Consider the following 15890-nt stretch of genomic DNA (forward strand, 5'->3'; position numbering starts at 1 on the left):
GGTTCCGTGCGCCCTGCGCTGCCCTGCCCGTACCGCCCCTCCCCGTGAAGGCCGCCGCATGATCGTTCTGCTCGGCGTGCTCGTGGTGATCCTCGGATTCGTCACGCGCCGCAACCCCGTCCTCGTGGTCGGTGTCGCCGGTATCGCCACCGGACTGCTCGCCAGGATGGATCCGTCGGCGATCCTCGCCGCCTTCGGCACGGCGTTCGCCGACAGCCGGTCCGTCACCGTCTTCGCCATCGTGCTGCCCGTGATCGGCCTGCTGGAGCGGTACGGCCTGCGCGAGCAGGCCCGCACCCTCATCGGCAGGCTCGGCCGGCTCAGCGCGGGCCGGTTCCTCACCGTGTACCTGCTGGTCCGCCAGATAACCGCGGCCTTCGGCCTCAACAACCTCGGCGGCCCGGCCCAGACCGTGCGCCCGCTCGTGGCGCCGATGGCCGAGGCCGCCGCCGAACGCACCGCCGGGGCGAAACTGCCCGACCGGCTGCGCGAGAAGGTCCGCTCCTACGCCGCCTCCGCCGACAACGTCGGCCTCTTCTTCGGCGAGGACTGCTTCATCGCGATCGGCTCGATCCTGCTCATCACCGGCTTCGTGAACTCCACGTACCACCAGAACCTCGAACCCACCCAGCTCGCCCTGTGGGCCATCCCGTCGGCGGTCTGCGCCTTCGTCATCCACGGCGCCCGGCTGCTCCTGCTCGACCGGAGGCTGGAGCGCGAGATGGCCGCCACGGCCGCCGAGAACGCCTACCCGCTGCCCCACGCGTCCGAGGAGGCCGGCAAGTGATCAGGGTCGAGTGGCTGTACTGGCTCGTCGGTCTCGTCTTCGTCGTCATGGCCGTGCAGATGGCGAAGGACCGCACCAATCCCAAGCGCTGGACGTCCGCCGCCTTCTGGGGACTGCTCGGCCTGACCTTCCCCTACGGCACCGGGGTCACCGGCACCGAGGGCTTCACGCTCCCCGCGCAGCCGCTCGGCGTCGCCGTGCTCGCGCTGATCGTGCTCGCCGGGTTCAACTTCATCGGCAAGGGCGTGCCCGTCACCACGACGGGACAGGAGCGCGAGGCGTCCGCCGCGAAACTCGGCAACAAGCTGTTCGTCCCCGCGCTGACGATCCCCCTCGTCGCGATCGTCTGCGCCTCCCTCCTCGACGACTCAGGCCTCTTCGAGACCGGCAAGGCCACGCTCATCGGGCTCGGCGTCGGCTGTGTCGCCGCGCTGATCGTCGGCATGCTCGTCACCGGCGAGCGCAAGCTGTCCGTGCCGCTGCACTCCGGCCGCTCGATGCTGGAGTCGATGGGCGCGGCGCTGCTGCTGCCGCAGCTCCTGTCGGTCCTCGGGTCGATCTTCGCGCTCGCCGGGGTCGGCACCCAGGTCGGTGACCTGGTGAACGACGTGCTGCCCGACGGGTCCAAGTACGCCGCCGTGCTCGCCTACTGCCTCGGCATGTTCCTGTTCACCGTGATCATGGGCAACGCGTTCGCCGCGTTCCCGGTCATGACCGCCGCCATCGGCTGGCCCGTGCTCATCCAGCAGATGCACGGCAACGAGGTCGCGGTGCTCGCGATCGGCATGCTCGCCGGGTTCAGCGGCACCCTGTGCACGCCCATGGCGGCCAACTTCAACATCGTTCCCGCGTCGCTGCTCGAACTGAAGGACCAGTACGGGCCGATCAAGGCGCAACTGCCAACGGCGCTCGCGCTGCTCGGCTGCAACATCGTGTTCATGGCCGTCTTCGCGGTCTGACATCGCGGTCCGGCGTCGCGGTCCGAAGGAGACAAGGAGACACAGTGGCAACCCGAGTTCTGCTCACCGGATTCGAACCCTTCGGCGGGGAGTCCGTGAACCCGTCCTGGCAGGCGGCCGAGCTGGTCGCCGCCGCGCCGCCGGAGGGGATCGCCGTGACAGCGGTCCAGCTCCCTTGCGTGTTCGGGGAATCGCTCAGCGCCCTGCGGGCCGCCGTCGACGAGGTGCGGCCCGAACTCGTGGTCTGCCTCGGGCAGGCGGGCGGGCGCCACGGGGTCACCGTGGAGCGGGTCGCGGTCAATGTCGACGACGCGCGCATCCCCGACAACGCCGGGGCGCGACCGATCGACTCCGCCGTGGTGCCGGGGGGTCCGGCGGCGTACTTCTCCACGCTGCCGGTGAAGCGGTGCGTCGCCGCGATGCGCTCCGCGGGGGTTCCCGGGGCCGTGTCGAACACGGCCGGAACCTTTGTCTGCAACCACGTCGCGTACGGTCTCGCCCACTTGCTGGCGACCGAACTGCCCGGGGTGCGGGGTGGGTTCGTGCACGTGCCGTGGGCGCCGGAACAGGTGGTGGACGGTGGGGCTCCGTCGCTGCCGGTGGAGACGGTGGCGAGGGGGGTCGCCGCGCTGCTGCTGGCCGCAGTGGTCACGGGGGACGATCTGCGGGTCAGCGAGGGGGCTACGCACTGAGGGGTGTGTGGTCGGCTGACGGCCGGTGGCCGCTTCTCGCGCAGTTCCCCGCGCCCCTGAAGCATGCGCTGCGCGCAGCTTCCCCTGAAGGCCACAGGCCTTTCAGGGGCGCGGGGAACTGCGCGACCAGCCCCCACCGGCCTGCGCACGAACGACAACCCGATAAGGGGCGCGGGGAACTGCGCGATCAGCCGCCTCGCAGCCGCGCTGTGAACACAATGAACACAAGTACGCTCGATCGTTGCCGGATACACCCTTGTCAGCGCCCGTGCAGGTCACCCAAGGTGACCGGTCATGGGACGAGAGCAATGGAAGAAGATCCTGGTCGGGTCGGCCGGGAACATGGTCGAGTGGTTCGACTGGTTCGTGTACGCGAGCTTCGCCACCTACTTCGCGGGAGCCTTCTTCCCCGACGGCAACCCGACGGCCCAGCTGATGAACACGGCCGGCATCTTCGCCGTCGGCTTCTTCATGCGCCCGGTGGGCGGCTGGCTGCTCGGCCGGGTCGGCGACCGCAAGGGACGTAAGGCGGCACTGACCCTCACGGTCACCCTCATGTCCGCGTCGGCCGTGCTGATCGCGATCGCGCCGACCTACGCCGTGGCCGGATACGGCGGCGCCGTGGTCCTCCTCATCGCCCGCCTCCTGCAAGGACTCTCGGTCGGCGGCGAGTACGCGGCCAGCGCCACCTACCTCACCGAGGCCTCCGACCCCAAGAAGCGCGGCTTCGCCTCCAGCTTCCAGTACGTGTCGATGACGGCGGGACAGATCGTCGGCCTGGGCCTGCTGATCATCCTCCAGCGCACGATGAGCGACGACGCGCTGCACGGCTGGGGCTGGCGCATCCCGTTCATCATCGGCGCGCTCGGCGCCGCGATCATCTTCTGGCTGCGCCGCTCGATGCTGGAGACCGAGGTCTACGCGGAGTCGGCCGACGACGACGCCACCGTGGGCGGCGACGACAAGGGCACGATGAAGGCCCTGTGGGCGCACCGGCGCGAGGCGTTCCTCGTCATCGCGCTCACCATGGGCGGCACCGTGGCGTACTACACGTACACCACCTACCTCACCAAGTACCTGTCCAATTCGGCCGGGCTGAGCAAGGAGACCGCCACCCTCGTCTCGTTCTGCGCGCTCGTCGTCTTCGCCTGCATCCAGCCGCTCGCGGGCGCCCTCTCCGACCGCATCGGACGCCGCCCCCTCCTGATCACCTTCGCCGTCGGCTCCACCTTCCTGACGGTCCCGATCATGACGCTGCTGAAGCACGCGGGGTCCTTCTGGCCGGCCCTCGGGCTCGCCCTGCTCGCCCTGGTCGTCGTCACCGGCTACACCTCCATCAACGCCTGTGTGAAGGCCGAACTCTTCCCGACCGGCATCCGCGCCCTCGGCGTCGCCCTGCCGTACGCCATCGCCAACGCGCTGTTCGGCGGCACCGCCGAATACGTCGCCCTGTGGTTCAAGGACGGCGGCATGGAGTCGGGCTTCTACTGGTACGTCGCCGGCTGCGCGGCCGTGTCGCTGATCGTCTACCTGACGATGCGCGAGACCCGCGACATCGACCTGAGCCGGGTCAAGTCGGCGGAAGGCGTGATGGAGTCGGCGGTCTGAAACCAATGCGCTGAACAGCTGAGTGACGAATACCTTGGGCGGGGTTGTTGCCGCTGGGGCTGGTGGCCTACTCGAGGTTGCTGATCAGCTGGCCGACGCGTGGTTGGTCGAGCAGTGAGTAGATACGGGCGATCCGGCCGTGAGCAATCACGAAGGCCATGATCGAGACGGGCCGCTGGTTGGCGCGGACGATGACTGCTGCGGTGCTGTTGACCGTGATCGGCTCGAACGTGGTGTCCGAGACCGCGAATGTCGCTGCTCGTCGGGTCACGTCCTCGGGGCCGCGGATCGTGGCGGTCGCGGCAGGCCGGGTGGCTCCGCCGTCGGCGTGGAATGTGATCTCGGGGTGCAGCAGGGTGAGCAGGGTGTCGAGGTCACCGGCGCGGGATGCTGCGAAGAAGGCGTTGACCAGGCTGCGCTGAACGGCGGGATCGGTCTCGATCTCGTCCGGGTCGACGGCGTGTACCCGCCTGCGGGCGCGGCTGGCGAGTTTGCGGGTGGCTTCGACCGACTTGCCGATCACGGCGGCGATCTCGCTGAACGACATGCCGAAGGAATCGTGCAGCACGAACGCGAGGCGCTCGGGTGGTGTGAGGCTTTCCAGGACGATGTGGAGCGCCAGGCTGACCTGTTCGGCGAGAAGGGCGTGTTCCTCTGGGTTCAGCGCCTGGACGGGGCGCGTGTGCAGCTCGGGCCCGGTCGCGTCTGCTGGGTTTTCGGGACGCGCGGCTCGGGCTCTGAGCTTGTTGAGGCATGTGCGTGAGACGGCCGTGGTCATCCATCTGTCGAGGTTGGTGACGGCGGCGATGTCAATTGCGCCGGGGCGGCTGAGGCGAACCCAGGCATCTTGGACGGCATCTTCAGCATCGGTGCGGTTGCCGAGGATCCGGTAAGCCAGCGCAGACAGGCGTTGACGGTTCTCCTCGAAGTGGCGGCTGAGCTGTTCAGCAGGGTCCATCGGTCACGTCCTCGTGTCGCGGGGTGTCAATGCCTATGACACGCCTACGACCGAGAACGTGACAGGAGTTCGATGTGATGGCCGCGAACCAATCAGCACGAGCCCTGGGTGACCGCCGGCGACGTCGGACGGCGCTTCTTGCGCTGTGTCTGGCCGGTTTCGTCATCCAGCTCGATGTCACCATCGTCAATGTCGCCCTTCCGACGGTCCAACATCAGCTCCATGCTGGCACCGGGGCGTTGGAGTGGGTCATCAGCGGTTACGCCCTCGGGCTGGCTGCGTTGATCCCCTTGATGGGCGCGCTCGGCGATCGGCTTGGTCATCGGCTGGTCCTGTTGGCCGGTCTCATCGTCTTCGGCCTCTGCTCTGTGGCAGCAGCGCTGGCGCCAAGCCCAGCGGCGCTCATCAACGCACGTGTCGGACAAGGAGCCGGCGGAGCGGCCATCCTGGCGCTCGCCCTCGCCGTCCTGACCGATGCCTACCCGCCCCAACAGCGCGGTCACGCGATCGGCTGGTGGGCAGCGATCGGTGGCATCGGCTTCGGCGCGGGCCCGATCGTCGGCGGCGTGCTCCTGGCGGGCTTCGATTGGTCAACGATCTTCTGGATCAATCTCCCGATCATCGTCGTCACGGTCGTCTTGATCCTGCTCGCGGTCCCGCCGGCCGCCGCGACCTCCGATCCACGGCCGCTTGACGTTCCTGGCGTCGTGCTCGTGTCGGTGGGGCTGGCCGCTACGACCTTCGGCCTGATCACATTGACCGATGTCCCCTGGGGGCCAGCGCGAACACTGGTGCCGCTCGCCGTCGGCGGGCTCGTTCTGGCTGCGTTCGTGCAGTGGCAACGCCGGGCCAGTGATCCTTTGGTGCCGAGGACGGTGCGGAGCAACTCGGCGTTCATCGGTGCCTGCGTCATCTACTTCACCAGCTACGTAGCCTTCAGCGGCACGCTTTACTACGTCACCTTGATGTTCCAGAACCTGCTCGGCTGGTCCGCACTTCGCACCGGCCTGTCATGGCTGTTGATGAACACCCCGTTCCTCGTCGCCGCTCAGATGGCCGGCAAACTCAGTCAGCGCTTCACGCCACGAGTCATCGTCACCACCGGCTGCGCGGCCGGAGCGCTCGGCGTGGCCGCACTGAGCACCCTGACATCAACTACGCCGTTCATTGTGGCCGGCATCGGCTATCTGGTCGCGGGAGTCGGCTTCGGACTGTTGGTTCCCGGGATCACGCATGTGGCCATGCGCGATATCGCTGGACCTGTCGCAGGCACCGCCTCGGCGGTCCTGAACTCGTCCCGTCAGCTCGGCGCGGCGGCAGGACTCGCGCTCGTCGGTGCCATCGGTTCGGTAGCGACCCGCTGTAGCTGGGGCGCGTCGCGCTCCGGGCACACGTCCACTGCCTCCGGCCCTGTCGCGACCGGGAACCTCCGCGGAGTCCCGTCGTCTACGCAGGCCGCGGCCCGCAACGCGTTCGAGACCGGGTACCACGTGGCCCTCGGGATCTGCACTGCGAGCCTCCTGGTCGCCGTATGGCTCTCGCTAAAGGTGTTCAAGCAACGGAAGACACCCACCGAGGCGGCACGCACGAAGGAGAGCCAGTGAGCCACACCAATGCGGCCGATTCTCGACTAGGAGTCGGCGGCTTCCTACGGTTGCGAGTGGCCACTCGACGGGGCTCCTTCGAGTCGGATGGTGTAGCCGTAACCGTCCGCTCGTTGCAGGAGGCGGAAGTATTGATGGCCGATGCCTTGGATGAGCCCGAGGTCGGTCTTGACGTTGAAGCGGCCGGTGGCGCGGACGGCGATCCGGCCGACGTGGGTGCCGGTCTTCTTGCCGGTGGGGACGACGGCGCGGGCGAGGTCTCCTGTCTGGTAGCCGAAGACCCGCTTCTGCCTGGGGAGACGTAGGCGGGGAAAGCCGTACTTGTCAGTGCGGGTACGGGTATATGTACCGCGCCCGGTAGCCTCGACCGCGAGGACGTGGGTCGGCGTTCGGGTGAGAGCTCCGAAGCGGCCTACGCACAGGGCGTCCAGCGTGTGGGTCTTCGGAGTGCTCGTCCGGCGCCGGTTCCACTTGGTACGGCCGCCGGACGCGGTATGCACTGTGGTGAAGGCGGTATCCAGAGCGCGCCACAGCGCCCATCGAGTGGAATTGACGGCTGCCGCATCTCGTAGCGGGGCCTTGGCCTGAGCAAGGACACGGGCCAACCTGCGCGGAGACTCTTTGAGGAAGTCCTCGACAGGTCGGCTGGATTTCTTCTCGTTGCAGGGGACGCAGGCCGTGCACAGGTTGGAGATGCGGTCGCTGCCACCGCGTGAGCGGGGGTAGATGTGGTCGATGTTGAGGGGCACGCCAGTGGCGCCGCAGTATGCGCAGGCCCTGCCCCACTTGGCGAGGAGGTACTCGCGGACCTCGATCCCGGCCAGAGTGCCGTGCTGGTACTCGGCCCTTCCCAGTGGGCCACCGTGGGCCATGGCATGTACGTCGAAGGCGACGCGTTCCACGTGCACGGCACGCACGGGCGCCCAGCGAGCGAGCCGCGTTGCCCACGACATGGTGGTGTCCACGCGGTGACGAAGAGATGGGGCCAACCAGCCTTCAAGGCGGGCCCGGTTGGCAAACCGCGGCGCGCGGTAGCGCAGGTTGCGCGTTCGGCGCCCACGCCGGTAGGCGGCGCGGGCGGCCAGCTTGTCCCGGATGATTCCGCCCCGGTGGGACAACTCGATCGCGTAGAGGCCGCGGCGCTCACCATCCTTGGCGGTGAACAAGGCGACCCCGGTGTACCTGGAACCGGGGTCGATGCCAAGTTCCACACCGTCCACCTCGGACAGGTCAATGGTGCGGCCCTTGAGTCGAATGACGAACGGAGTGTGCCGCGCCACGACGGCCCGGTCCTGCTTGAGGAGCTTCCGGGCCCGTGCGGGGCTGGTCGGCTGCAATGGGCGGCCATGCTTGTCCAGGACGAACACGACGGGGTGGCCCTCACGGGCCTTCTCCCCAGCCGGAGGGCTGGGGGTGACGCGCCCGATGTCAGGTGAGGCATCGGGCATCTCCCCTCGCACATGTTCCACGCCGGTTACCGCGCGAGTGCGGTGTCCGAGCCCTGTTTCGTCCCCGATCCGGGGGGTGTCTACTGACTCGGATTCCAGAGCAGACCGCTGAGGAAGCACGGACTGGTGGGTCTTCTCGCCTACGTGAAACGTAGCCAACCTTGTTCACCTCCAATGACGCTGTGTTGGCTGGTGCTGGTAACGGCGACCCTCAGCGAGGAGGGGGATCCCGTTACGGCGAACGAGAGCACGGAAGAAGATCCTTGCCACGTCGTGAACCTAGCCGCCGTGTTGAACTCCAGCCCGTACAACTGATCCGCTTAGCGCATGTGGGTGACATCGCCGGGCTGACCGCATCGTGAGACCACAGTTTGGGCCTCGCCCGGGCTGTGGCAGACTGCCGCCGTGCTCTCGTTCGCCAGCATTATTGGCAGCAGGCGCGCCGGTCCGCAGTGACCGCTCCGTACGACCCGGTACGGGCGGACACCGTCGTCCTCGACCCGCGCGCAGACCTCTCGCACCCGCGAGGGGTTTTTCTGTTTCTCGGCCCACCCACAGCCGGGAGAAGAGCGCGAGGGATCATAGATGGACGGTGGAGCCGGTCATTCCGGTACGAAGACCGAGATCCCCAACAGGAGCCAGATCAGCATGAGCAGCAGCCCGAGCGAACGCACCGGCGAACTCGACGCCTCCCACGACGCTTTTGACGCCCACGATGCCTTCCACGTCTTCGACACCACGCTGCGCGACGGAGCGCAGCGCGAGGGCATCAACCTCACCGTCGCGGACAAGCTGACCATCGCCCGGCACCTGGACGACTTCGGCGTGGGCTTCATCGAGGGCGGCTGGCCCGGTGCCAACCCCCGCGACACCGAGTTCTTCGCCCGCGCGCAGGACGAGATCGACTTCAAGCACGCCCAGCTGGTCGCCTTCGGCGCGACCCGCAGGGCCGGCGGCAAGGCCAGCGAGGACCCGCAGGTCAAGGCGCTGCTCGACTCGGGCGCCCCGGTGATCACGCTGGTCGCCAAGTCCCACGACCGGCATGTCGAACTGGCGCTGCGCACCACCCTCGACGAGAACCTGGAGATGGTCCGCGACACCGTCTCGTACCTGGTCGCCCAGGGCCGCCGCGTCTTCGTCGACTGCGAGCACTTCTTCGACGGATACCGCGCCAACCCCGGGTACGCCAAGGCCGTCGTCCGCGCCGCGCACGAGGCCGGCGCCTCGGTCGTCGTGCTCTGCGACACCAACGGCGGGATGCTGCCCGCCCAGGTCCAGGCGATCACCCACACCGTCCTCGACGACACCGGCGCGCGGCTCGGCATCCACGCCCAGGACGACACGGGCTGCGCCGTCGCCAACACCCTCGCCGCCGTCGACGCCGGCGCCACCCACGTGCAGTGCACGGCCAACGGCTACGGCGAGCGCGTCGGCAACTCCAACCTGTTCCCGGTCGTCGCCGCCCTGGAGCTGAAGTACGGCAAGAAGGTGCTGCCCGAGGGCGCGCTGCGCGAGATGACCCGGATCTCGCACGCCATCGCCGAGGTCGTGAACCTCACCCCGTCCACGCACCAGCCCTACGTCGGCGTCTCGGCGTTCGCCCACAAGGCGGGCCTGCACGCCTCCGCCATCAAGGTCGACCCGGACCTGTACCAGCACATCGACCCCGAGCTGGTCGGCAACCGCATCCGCATGCTGGTCTCCGACATGGCGGGCCGCGCCTCCATCGAGCTCAAGGGCAAGGAGCTCGGCGTCGACCTCGGCGGCGACCGCGAGCTGGTCGGCCGGGTCGTGGCCCGGGTCAAGGAGCGCGAGCTCCAGGGCTACACGTACGAGGCCGCCGACGCCTCCTTCGAGCTGCTGCTCCGTGAAGAGGCCGAGGGCCGGGCGCGGCGCTACTTCCGCGTCGAGTCCTGGCGGGCCATCGTCGAGGACCGCCCCGACGGCACCCACGCCAACGAGGCCACCGTGAAGCTCTGGGCCAAGGGCGAGCGCATCGTCGCCACGGCGGAGGGCAACGGCCCGGTCAACGCCCTGGACCGCGCCCTGCGCGTCGGCCTGGAGCGCATCTACCCGCAGCTCGCCAAGCTGGAACTGGTCGACTACAAGGTCCGCATCCTGGAGGGCAAGCACGGCACGTCCTCCACGACCCGCGTCCTGATCTCCACGACCGACGGCTCCGGCGGCGGCTGGTCCACGGTGGGCGTCGCCGAGAACGTGATCGCGGCGTCCTGGGGCGCCCTGGAGGACGCGTACACGTACGGTCTGCTGCGTGCCGGGGTGGAGCCGGTCGAGTAGCGGCCCCCTGCTGGGAGCGGGGAGCGGGGCTCTGCCCCGGACCCCGCTCCTCAATCGCCGGAGGGGCTTGGTGGTGCTACTGGAGTGTCCACTTCTGGTTGCCGGCCCCCGTGCACGACCAGATCTGCGTGACCGTCCCGTCCGCCGACGAATTGCCGGTCACATCAAGGCATTTGTCGGCTGCCGCGTTCACCAGGTCGCCGGACGCTTGGAGCCGCCACTGCTGGGCGCCCGTCCCGTTGCAGTCGTAGAGCTGCACCTTCGCGCCGTTCGCCGTCGAACCCGACGCCACGTCCAGGCACTTGCCGAGCGCCCGGACCGTGCCGTCGGCCTTGAGGGTCCACGTCTGGTTCTGCGAACCGGTGTAGCAGGTCCAGATCTGCGCGGCCGTCCCGTTGGCCGTGGAGCCGTCCTTCACGTCCAGGCACTTGCCGCCGAGGCCGTGCAGCGCGCCGGTGCGGTCCGCGGCGCCGGACGGCGTCCCGCTCCACGTGAACGTCGCCGACGTCTTGCCCGGAAGCGAGTAAGTGACGTGCTGGCCGCCCCAGTTGATCGTGACGTCCTTCGCGCCGGAGGCGTCGTTGTAGGCGATCAGCGCCTTCGAGCCGTCGGTGTTGCGCCAGGCGACGTTCGGCACCGTGGACGACGCCGTCGAGGCGATCCGGGAGGCCCCCGGCCGGACGAACTTCGTCAGGTGGCCCATCGTGTAGTACTCGATGTTGTAGTCGACCTTGCCGCTGTTCGCGTCGCCGTTGTGGACGGTGATCAGCCCGTCGCACGTACCACAGCCGCCGTTGTGCGGACCGCGGTTCTGGTCCACGGCCAGCGACCACTTCGTCACCGACTTCGCCCAGTTACGGGTGTAGTCGATGATGTTCATCATGTCCTCGCGCTGCTGGTTCGCGATCCAGGTGCCGCCGGAGTGCTCGGTCTGGAAGGCGTCCAGGGACGGGTACTTGTCGTGGATCTCGGTCTGTTTGGCGACGTCGCCGCCGTAGCCGTGCCAGGCGATACCGCCGAAGTTCGGGTGGCTGCGCACCGCCGCGTCGTCCACGGTCGGGGCGGCGTAGGAGTCGTAGGTGTCCCAGTTCCAGTCGTGCGCCAGGACCTTGGTCTTCACGCCCGCGGCCGCCAGCTTCGGCAGCAGCTCGCTCTTGGTGAAGTACGCGAGCCCGGATCCGTTCCAGCTCATCGACGGATAGCCCGAGCAACAGGTCGGCTCGTTCTGCGCGGTGACGTAGTCGATCGGCACGCCGGCCGCCTGGTAGCCCTGGATGTACTTCACGAAGTACGAGGCGTACGCGCCGTAGTTCTCCGCCTTCAGCCAGCCGCCGTTCAGCTGGCCGCTGTCCTTCATCCAGGCCGGGGCGGTCCACGGCGACGCCATCACGGTCGCGGCCGGATTGAGCTGCTTGGCCTGCTTCGTCAGCGGCAGCACGTCGGCCTGGTCGTGCGCGAGGGAGAACTTCGCCAGCGAGGGGTCCGTCTGACCGGCGGCGACATCGTCGTACGTGTAACCGGAGCGGGCCAGGTCCGAGCCGCCCATGGGGTTGCGGATGAAGGAGAGCCCGATGCCGTCGGTCGGAGAGAACAGCTTCTTCATCGTCGCGTCCCGGGTGGCCTGGGACAGCGCGCCGCTGCTGTTCATCAGCCAGGCCGCGGTGTCGGTGAAGGACGCGCCGCCGCCGGTGAACGTCTGGTAGCGGGTGTTCTCGTCGACGGTGATCGTCGTGCCGGACGAGCCCGAGCCCGACTGGAACGCCGTCGGGGTCTGCTCCGCCAGCCCGCGGGTGACGTGCCGGCCGCCGCCGTCGTCGGTGGTGGTCAGCCAGACGGCGACCGGTTCTCCGGCGGCCTGGGCCGGGCCCGCGGAGGCTCCGAAGAGCCCGGCGGCGGTGAGGACCCCGGCCAGCAGCACCCGGGCCGACCGGCCCGATCCCGCCTGTCCGCGCGTTTTCCTGGGTGAACGTTCCGCTCGTGCCGATCTCGGTGATCGCGTGGGGGTGTGCACGATGCCTCCTGTGTCCCGTGACGCTCAACAGTGCACTCTCATGGCTTAGTTCAAGACGTGAGTTAAAGGGCGTTCCATGTGCGCGTCAAGACTTCACGTCACGAATGCTCCGACCCGCCATTCACACCCCGGCTGGGTTAGCGTCGAAGTATGAGGCCCTCACTGGCGGCCCTCGCCGCGACCCTTCTCGCGTTCGGCGCCCCGGTGGCCATGGCGCCCGGCGCCGCGGCCGCCACGGACGTCTCCACGGTCGCGGACGCCCTGGAAAAGAGCCCGGTCTACGTCGATCCGGCCGTCCGCACCTCGCTGACCTCGGCGAATATCGACTCCCTCACCAAGACGATCAAGGACGCGGACAAGCCGGTGATGGTGGCGGTGCTGCCCGCGGACTTCCCCCGGCAGGACCTGTTCACCGATCTGCGGACCAAGACGGGCGTCGTCGGCGTCTACGGCGTCCGGCTCGGGGACGCCTTCGACGCGCGCGCCGACAGCACGGTGATGTCCGGTTCGGCCGTTCACAACTTGACCACGAGCGTCCGGGGTGAGCCGGTGGGGCAGCAGCTCGACGACTTCGTCGACGCCGCCGTACGGACCGCCAAGGGCTCGGCGCCGTCCTCCTGGGGCGTGCACGACGACTCCGGCGGGGTCCCCGTCGGCGCGCTCGCCGGCCTCGGCGGTGTCCTCGTCGTCGGCGGCGCGGGCGCGTACGCCCTGGTCAGGCGCAACCGACGCAGGCGCGAGGCCGAGCGGCGGGCCGCCCTGGACAAGCTCCGGGTCGCCGTCGACGAGGACATCACGGCCTTCGGCGAGGAACTGGACCGGCTCGACTTCCACCCGGCCGAGGCGGGCGCCGACGACTCGATGCGGGCGGACTACGAGCGGGCGCTCGACGCCTACGAGAAGGCCAAGCAGTACATGGCGGCCGCCGAGCGCCCGGAGGACGTGCGCGGAGTGACCGAGGCGATCGAGGACGGCCGCTTCTCGCTCGCCCTGCTGGCCGCCCGCCGCGAGGGCCGCCCGCTGCCCGAGCGCCGCGCGCCCTGCTTCTTCGACCCGCGCCACGGCCCCTCGGCCGAGGACGCCGAGTGGGCACCGCCCGGGGGCGCGCCCCGCCAGGTGCCGGTGTGCGCGGCGGACGCGGTACGGCTGCGCGAGGGCGAGGACCCGATGGTGCGGACGGTGGACACGGGCGCGGGGGAGCGGCGCCCCTACTACGACGCGGGCCCGGCGTACGGGCCGTGGGCGGGCGGCTACTTCGGCGGCGGCATCCTGCCGGGGCTGCTGCTCGGCACGGTCCTCGGCTCGATGATGGCAAGCCCCGCGTACGCGGCGGACTACGGCTCCGGGTACGGGGACTTCGGGGGCGGCTACGAGGGCGGCGACGTCTCCGGGGCCGACTTCGACACCTCGGACTTCGGTGACTTCGGCGGAGGCGGAGGCGGCGACTTCGGCGGTGGTGGGGGCGGCGGGGACTTCGGGGGCGGTTTCTGAGGGGGCCCCAACTCGCCTCCCCGGCAGGGCAGTTGTGCCCGTGCCGCTACGGTGAGGTCATGAGCAGTGACATACGTGATGGGTGGGCGCGGCAGGGAGCCATCGAGGCGCGGCAGGTGGACGACGCCTGGCAGCGCATCGAGACGTGGCTGCACCGCAACGCCCCGGCGACCGCGGCCGTGCTCCGCCCCGGAGTCCCGGACGACGAACTCGCGGCCTTCGAGCGGGACCTCGGTGTCCGTATCCCCGCCGGGCTGAAGGCGCTCTGGCGGCGGTGCGCGGGGATGAGTGCGGGTCCCGGAGAAGGGACGTCGTTCCTGCTGGGGGAGTGGGCCCCGATGAGCCTGGACGCGGTGCTCGCGACCTATCGGTTGCAGATGAACATCCTTGTCACCATGGACGAATACGTCTCCTGGCGGCCCTCCTGGATCCCCTTCGCCGCCTTCGACCCGCACGACATCCTCGACGGGCTGTGCCTGGACGCGGAGACGGGACGGATCTGGCGCTGGAGCGAGTACGCCGAGCGCACCCTCGTCCACGAGTCGCTCACCGTGTACCTGGAGGACATGGCGGACGCCCTCGACGTGCCCGAACTGTCCCTCGGGGCCGGGCCCCGGGTGCGCGAGGGCGCGCTCGTGTGGGGATGATCGGCGCCCCCCAAAAAACAGCCCTAGTTACGGCTCAGGGTGCGGGTCACGCCGGCCACCACCGCCGTGGTCAGCACCCAGCCGACCACGACGAGCGCGTACGCGAGGGTCTGCGGTCCGGTGCCGGCCCAGTGCCAGGCGTCGCGCTGACCGAACCCGCCGATCGGGACGAGCAGATCGAGGGTGTAGACGAGCGCGTGGAACGGCGGCCCCTCGCCCGCCTTGTTCGGCACCGGGCTGTGGGTGGTGAAGACGCCCCAGCCGGCGGCGGTGAGCAGCGCCAGCCAGAGCCCGGCGAGCCAGGGCCGGTAGCCGTAGCCGACGGTCGCGTCGAGGAGGAACCCCCACAGGCGGCTCGCGGTGCCGAGGGTCGCGCGGCGGTGCCGCTGCCGGTGCAGCAGCACTCTGCGTGCCTCGTCGTCGTGGCCCAAGCGCCGGTAATTGAGGCCCAGTTGCTCGTACGGCTGCGGGTAGTACTCGTCGTCGCGGCGCAGCCAGTCCAGCCGGTTCGTGACGTCGTCGCGGCGCCGGGGCGTGGTGGGCTCCAGCCAGTCGTACGTCAGCCCGTCCAGGCCGAGCGACGGGGGCCAGGTCCGCGGGGTGTCCTGGATGCGGGTGAAGTGGGCGTTGCGCAGGTTCACCCGGCCGCGTGGGGCGGACGCGAAGCGCAGGTCGAGCGCCTCGGCCCGGGCGCCCACGCACATCAACGAGCGGTCGGTGCCGGTGAGTTCGGCCCCGTTGAACGTCAGCAGGTCCGCTATCTGTGCGCCCCGCAGCCGTATCCGTCCGTCGGTGCGGAAGCCGGTCGAGAGTCTGACGGTCGACGCGGTCAGGTTGTCCCCGTCGAACGCGATCGCGTCCGGCGCCCCGACCGTGATCCGCGCCCCGCGCATCCACAGCCCGCCCGGCAACTGCGCCCCGGGGAAGCCGACGAGCCCCTCGGACTCGAACCCGCCGTCGCAGAACACCCCGCCCTGCATCACCAGACCGCCGGCCTCCAGCGCGACGCCCCCCGGGTTGACCAGACGGGCCCCGTCGAGCCGCAGCCCGCCCCCGATGTGCGCGTGCACGAGATCCAGCGCGCCCTCGACCGTCGTGCCGCGCAGATCGACGCGCCCGCCGAAATGGGCCGTCGACGCCAGCAGCCCGGGCAGCCGGCTGTCTGTGATAGCCAGCGCGAGGGTGGAGGCGGCCTCCAGACCGACGGGCCCGTCGAACTCGCACTCCTCGAACCGCAGAAGCGCCTTGATCTCGGTGCCGTCGAGGTTCAACGGGCCGGTGATGCGGGCCCGCCGGATCCGTACGGTGCCGGTCGCTTCGAGCAGTCTGTCCCGCAGCACGTCCGGGTCAAGCCGCATGGGCGCTGCCGGATGTGGACCGTGCGCGT

12 protein-coding genes are annotated in these 15890 nt (G+C 69.5%); 8 read left to right on the forward strand and 4 right to left on the reverse strand.

The annotated features are described in order from the left end of the window. Nucleotides 1–58: 58 nt before the first annotated feature. The 4 genes from ACFVDP_RS29455 to ACFVDP_RS29470 all read left to right on the forward strand — a co-directional run bounded on the left by ACFVDP_RS29455 (nucleotide 59) and on the right by ACFVDP_RS29470 (nucleotide 4046). Complete coding sequence (locus ACFVDP_RS29455; protein WP_383496054.1) at nucleotides 59–787, forward strand: DUF969 domain-containing protein; 729 nt, start codon at nucleotides 59–61, stop codon at nucleotides 785–787. Continuing rightward, nucleotides 784–1746: a DUF979 domain-containing protein gene (locus ACFVDP_RS29460; RefSeq protein WP_383496057.1), complete on the forward strand. Its 963-nt coding sequence runs from the start codon at nucleotides 784–786 to the stop codon at nucleotides 1744–1746. Before ACFVDP_RS29455 ends, ACFVDP_RS29460 begins: the two co-directional genes overlap by 4 nt. 44 nt (nucleotides 1747–1790) lie before the next feature. After that, nucleotides 1791–2438 (forward strand): pyroglutamyl-peptidase I, encoded by a 648-nt coding sequence (gene pcp / locus ACFVDP_RS29465; protein WP_383496060.1) that lies wholly within the window; start codon nucleotides 1791–1793, stop codon nucleotides 2436–2438. A 294-nt stretch (nucleotides 2439–2732) separates the two neighbouring features. After that, nucleotides 2733–4046: an MFS transporter gene (locus ACFVDP_RS29470; RefSeq protein ID WP_383496063.1), complete on the forward strand. Its 1314-nt coding sequence runs from the start codon at nucleotides 2733–2735 to the stop codon at nucleotides 4044–4046. 67 nt (nucleotides 4047–4113) lie between these two features. On the opposite strand, the gene ACFVDP_RS29475 is transcribed toward ACFVDP_RS29470, so the two are convergent. Continuing rightward, the gene (locus ACFVDP_RS29475; RefSeq protein ID WP_383496067.1) at nucleotides 4114–5004 is read right to left on the reverse strand and encodes a sigma-70 family RNA polymerase sigma factor; all 891 of its coding nucleotides are present in this window, start codon (nucleotides 5002–5004) and stop codon (nucleotides 4114–4116) included. A gap of 77 nt (nucleotides 5005–5081) precedes the next feature. Here ACFVDP_RS29475 and ACFVDP_RS29480 point away from each other — a divergent pair, with 77 nt between their 5' ends. Next, nucleotides 5082–6608, forward strand: a complete 1527-nt coding sequence (locus ACFVDP_RS29480) for an MFS transporter (RefSeq protein WP_383496070.1) — start codon at nucleotides 5082–5084, stop codon at nucleotides 6606–6608. A gap of 44 nt (nucleotides 6609–6652) precedes the next feature. Here the strand turns inward: ACFVDP_RS29480 and iscB are convergent, their stop codons facing one another. Further along, nucleotides 6653–7975, reverse strand: a complete 1323-nt coding sequence (gene iscB / locus ACFVDP_RS29485; RefSeq protein ID WP_383496073.1) for an RNA-guided endonuclease IscB — start codon at nucleotides 7973–7975, stop codon at nucleotides 6653–6655. 666 nt (nucleotides 7976–8641) lie between these two features. On the opposite strand from iscB, the gene cimA reads away from it, so the two are divergent. Then, complete coding sequence (cimA, locus tag ACFVDP_RS29490; RefSeq protein ID WP_383496076.1) at nucleotides 8642–10354, forward strand: citramalate synthase; 1713 nt, start codon at nucleotides 8642–8644, stop codon at nucleotides 10352–10354. Nucleotides 10355–10430: 76 nt separating this feature from the next. Here the strand turns inward: cimA and ACFVDP_RS29495 are convergent, their stop codons facing one another. Next, on the reverse strand, nucleotides 10431–12272 hold the full coding sequence (locus ACFVDP_RS29495; RefSeq protein WP_383496079.1) for a ricin-type beta-trefoil lectin domain protein: 1842 nt from the start codon (nucleotides 12270–12272) through the stop codon (nucleotides 10431–10433). A gap of 243 nt (nucleotides 12273–12515) precedes the next feature. On the opposite strand from ACFVDP_RS29495, the gene ACFVDP_RS29500 reads away from it, so the two are divergent. After that, nucleotides 12516–13856, forward strand: a complete 1341-nt coding sequence (locus ACFVDP_RS29500) for a hypothetical protein (protein WP_383496082.1) — start codon at nucleotides 12516–12518, stop codon at nucleotides 13854–13856. 59 nt (nucleotides 13857–13915) lie between these two features. Then, nucleotides 13916–14503 (forward strand): SMI1/KNR4 family protein, encoded by a 588-nt coding sequence (locus ACFVDP_RS29505; protein ID WP_383496084.1) that lies wholly within the window; start codon nucleotides 13916–13918, stop codon nucleotides 14501–14503. Between the two features lie 23 nt (nucleotides 14504–14526). On the opposite strand, the gene ACFVDP_RS29510 is transcribed toward ACFVDP_RS29505, so the two are convergent. Further along, the gene (locus tag ACFVDP_RS29510; protein WP_383496087.1) at nucleotides 14527–15861 is read right to left on the reverse strand and encodes an oxidoreductase; all 1335 of its coding nucleotides are present in this window, start codon (nucleotides 15859–15861) and stop codon (nucleotides 14527–14529) included. Nucleotides 15862–15890: the final 29 nt, after the last annotated feature.

The sequence above is a fragment of the Streptomyces sp. NPDC057694 genome (genome assembly GCF_042799415.1).
Taxonomy (GTDB): domain Bacteria; phylum Actinomycetota; class Actinomycetes; order Streptomycetales; family Streptomycetaceae; genus Streptomyces.

Coding starts and splice junctions, on each gene's coding strand:
- ACFVDP_RS29480 (WP_383496070.1), top strand. CDS start 5,082: ATGGCCGCGAACCAATCAGCACGAGCCCTGGGTGACCGCCGGCGACGT.
- ACFVDP_RS29475 (WP_383496067.1), bottom strand. CDS start 5,004: ATGGACCCTGCTGAACAGCTCAGCCGCCACTTCGAGGAGAACCGTCAA.
- ACFVDP_RS29470 (WP_383496063.1), top strand. CDS start 2,733: ATGGGACGAGAGCAATGGAAGAAGATCCTGGTCGGGTCGGCCGGGAAC.
- ACFVDP_RS29500 (WP_383496082.1), top strand. CDS start 12,516: ATGAGGCCCTCACTGGCGGCCCTCGCCGCGACCCTTCTCGCGTTCGGC.
- ACFVDP_RS29455 (WP_383496054.1), top strand. CDS start 59: ATGATCGTTCTGCTCGGCGTGCTCGTGGTGATCCTCGGATTCGTCACG.
- ACFVDP_RS29510 (WP_383496087.1), bottom strand. CDS start 15,861: ATGCGGCTTGACCCGGACGTGCTGCGGGACAGACTGCTCGAAGCGACC.
- ACFVDP_RS29505 (WP_383496084.1), top strand. CDS start 13,916: ATGAGCAGTGACATACGTGATGGGTGGGCGCGGCAGGGAGCCATCGAG.
- cimA (WP_383496076.1), top strand. CDS start 8,642: ATGGACGGTGGAGCCGGTCATTCCGGTACGAAGACCGAGATCCCCAAC.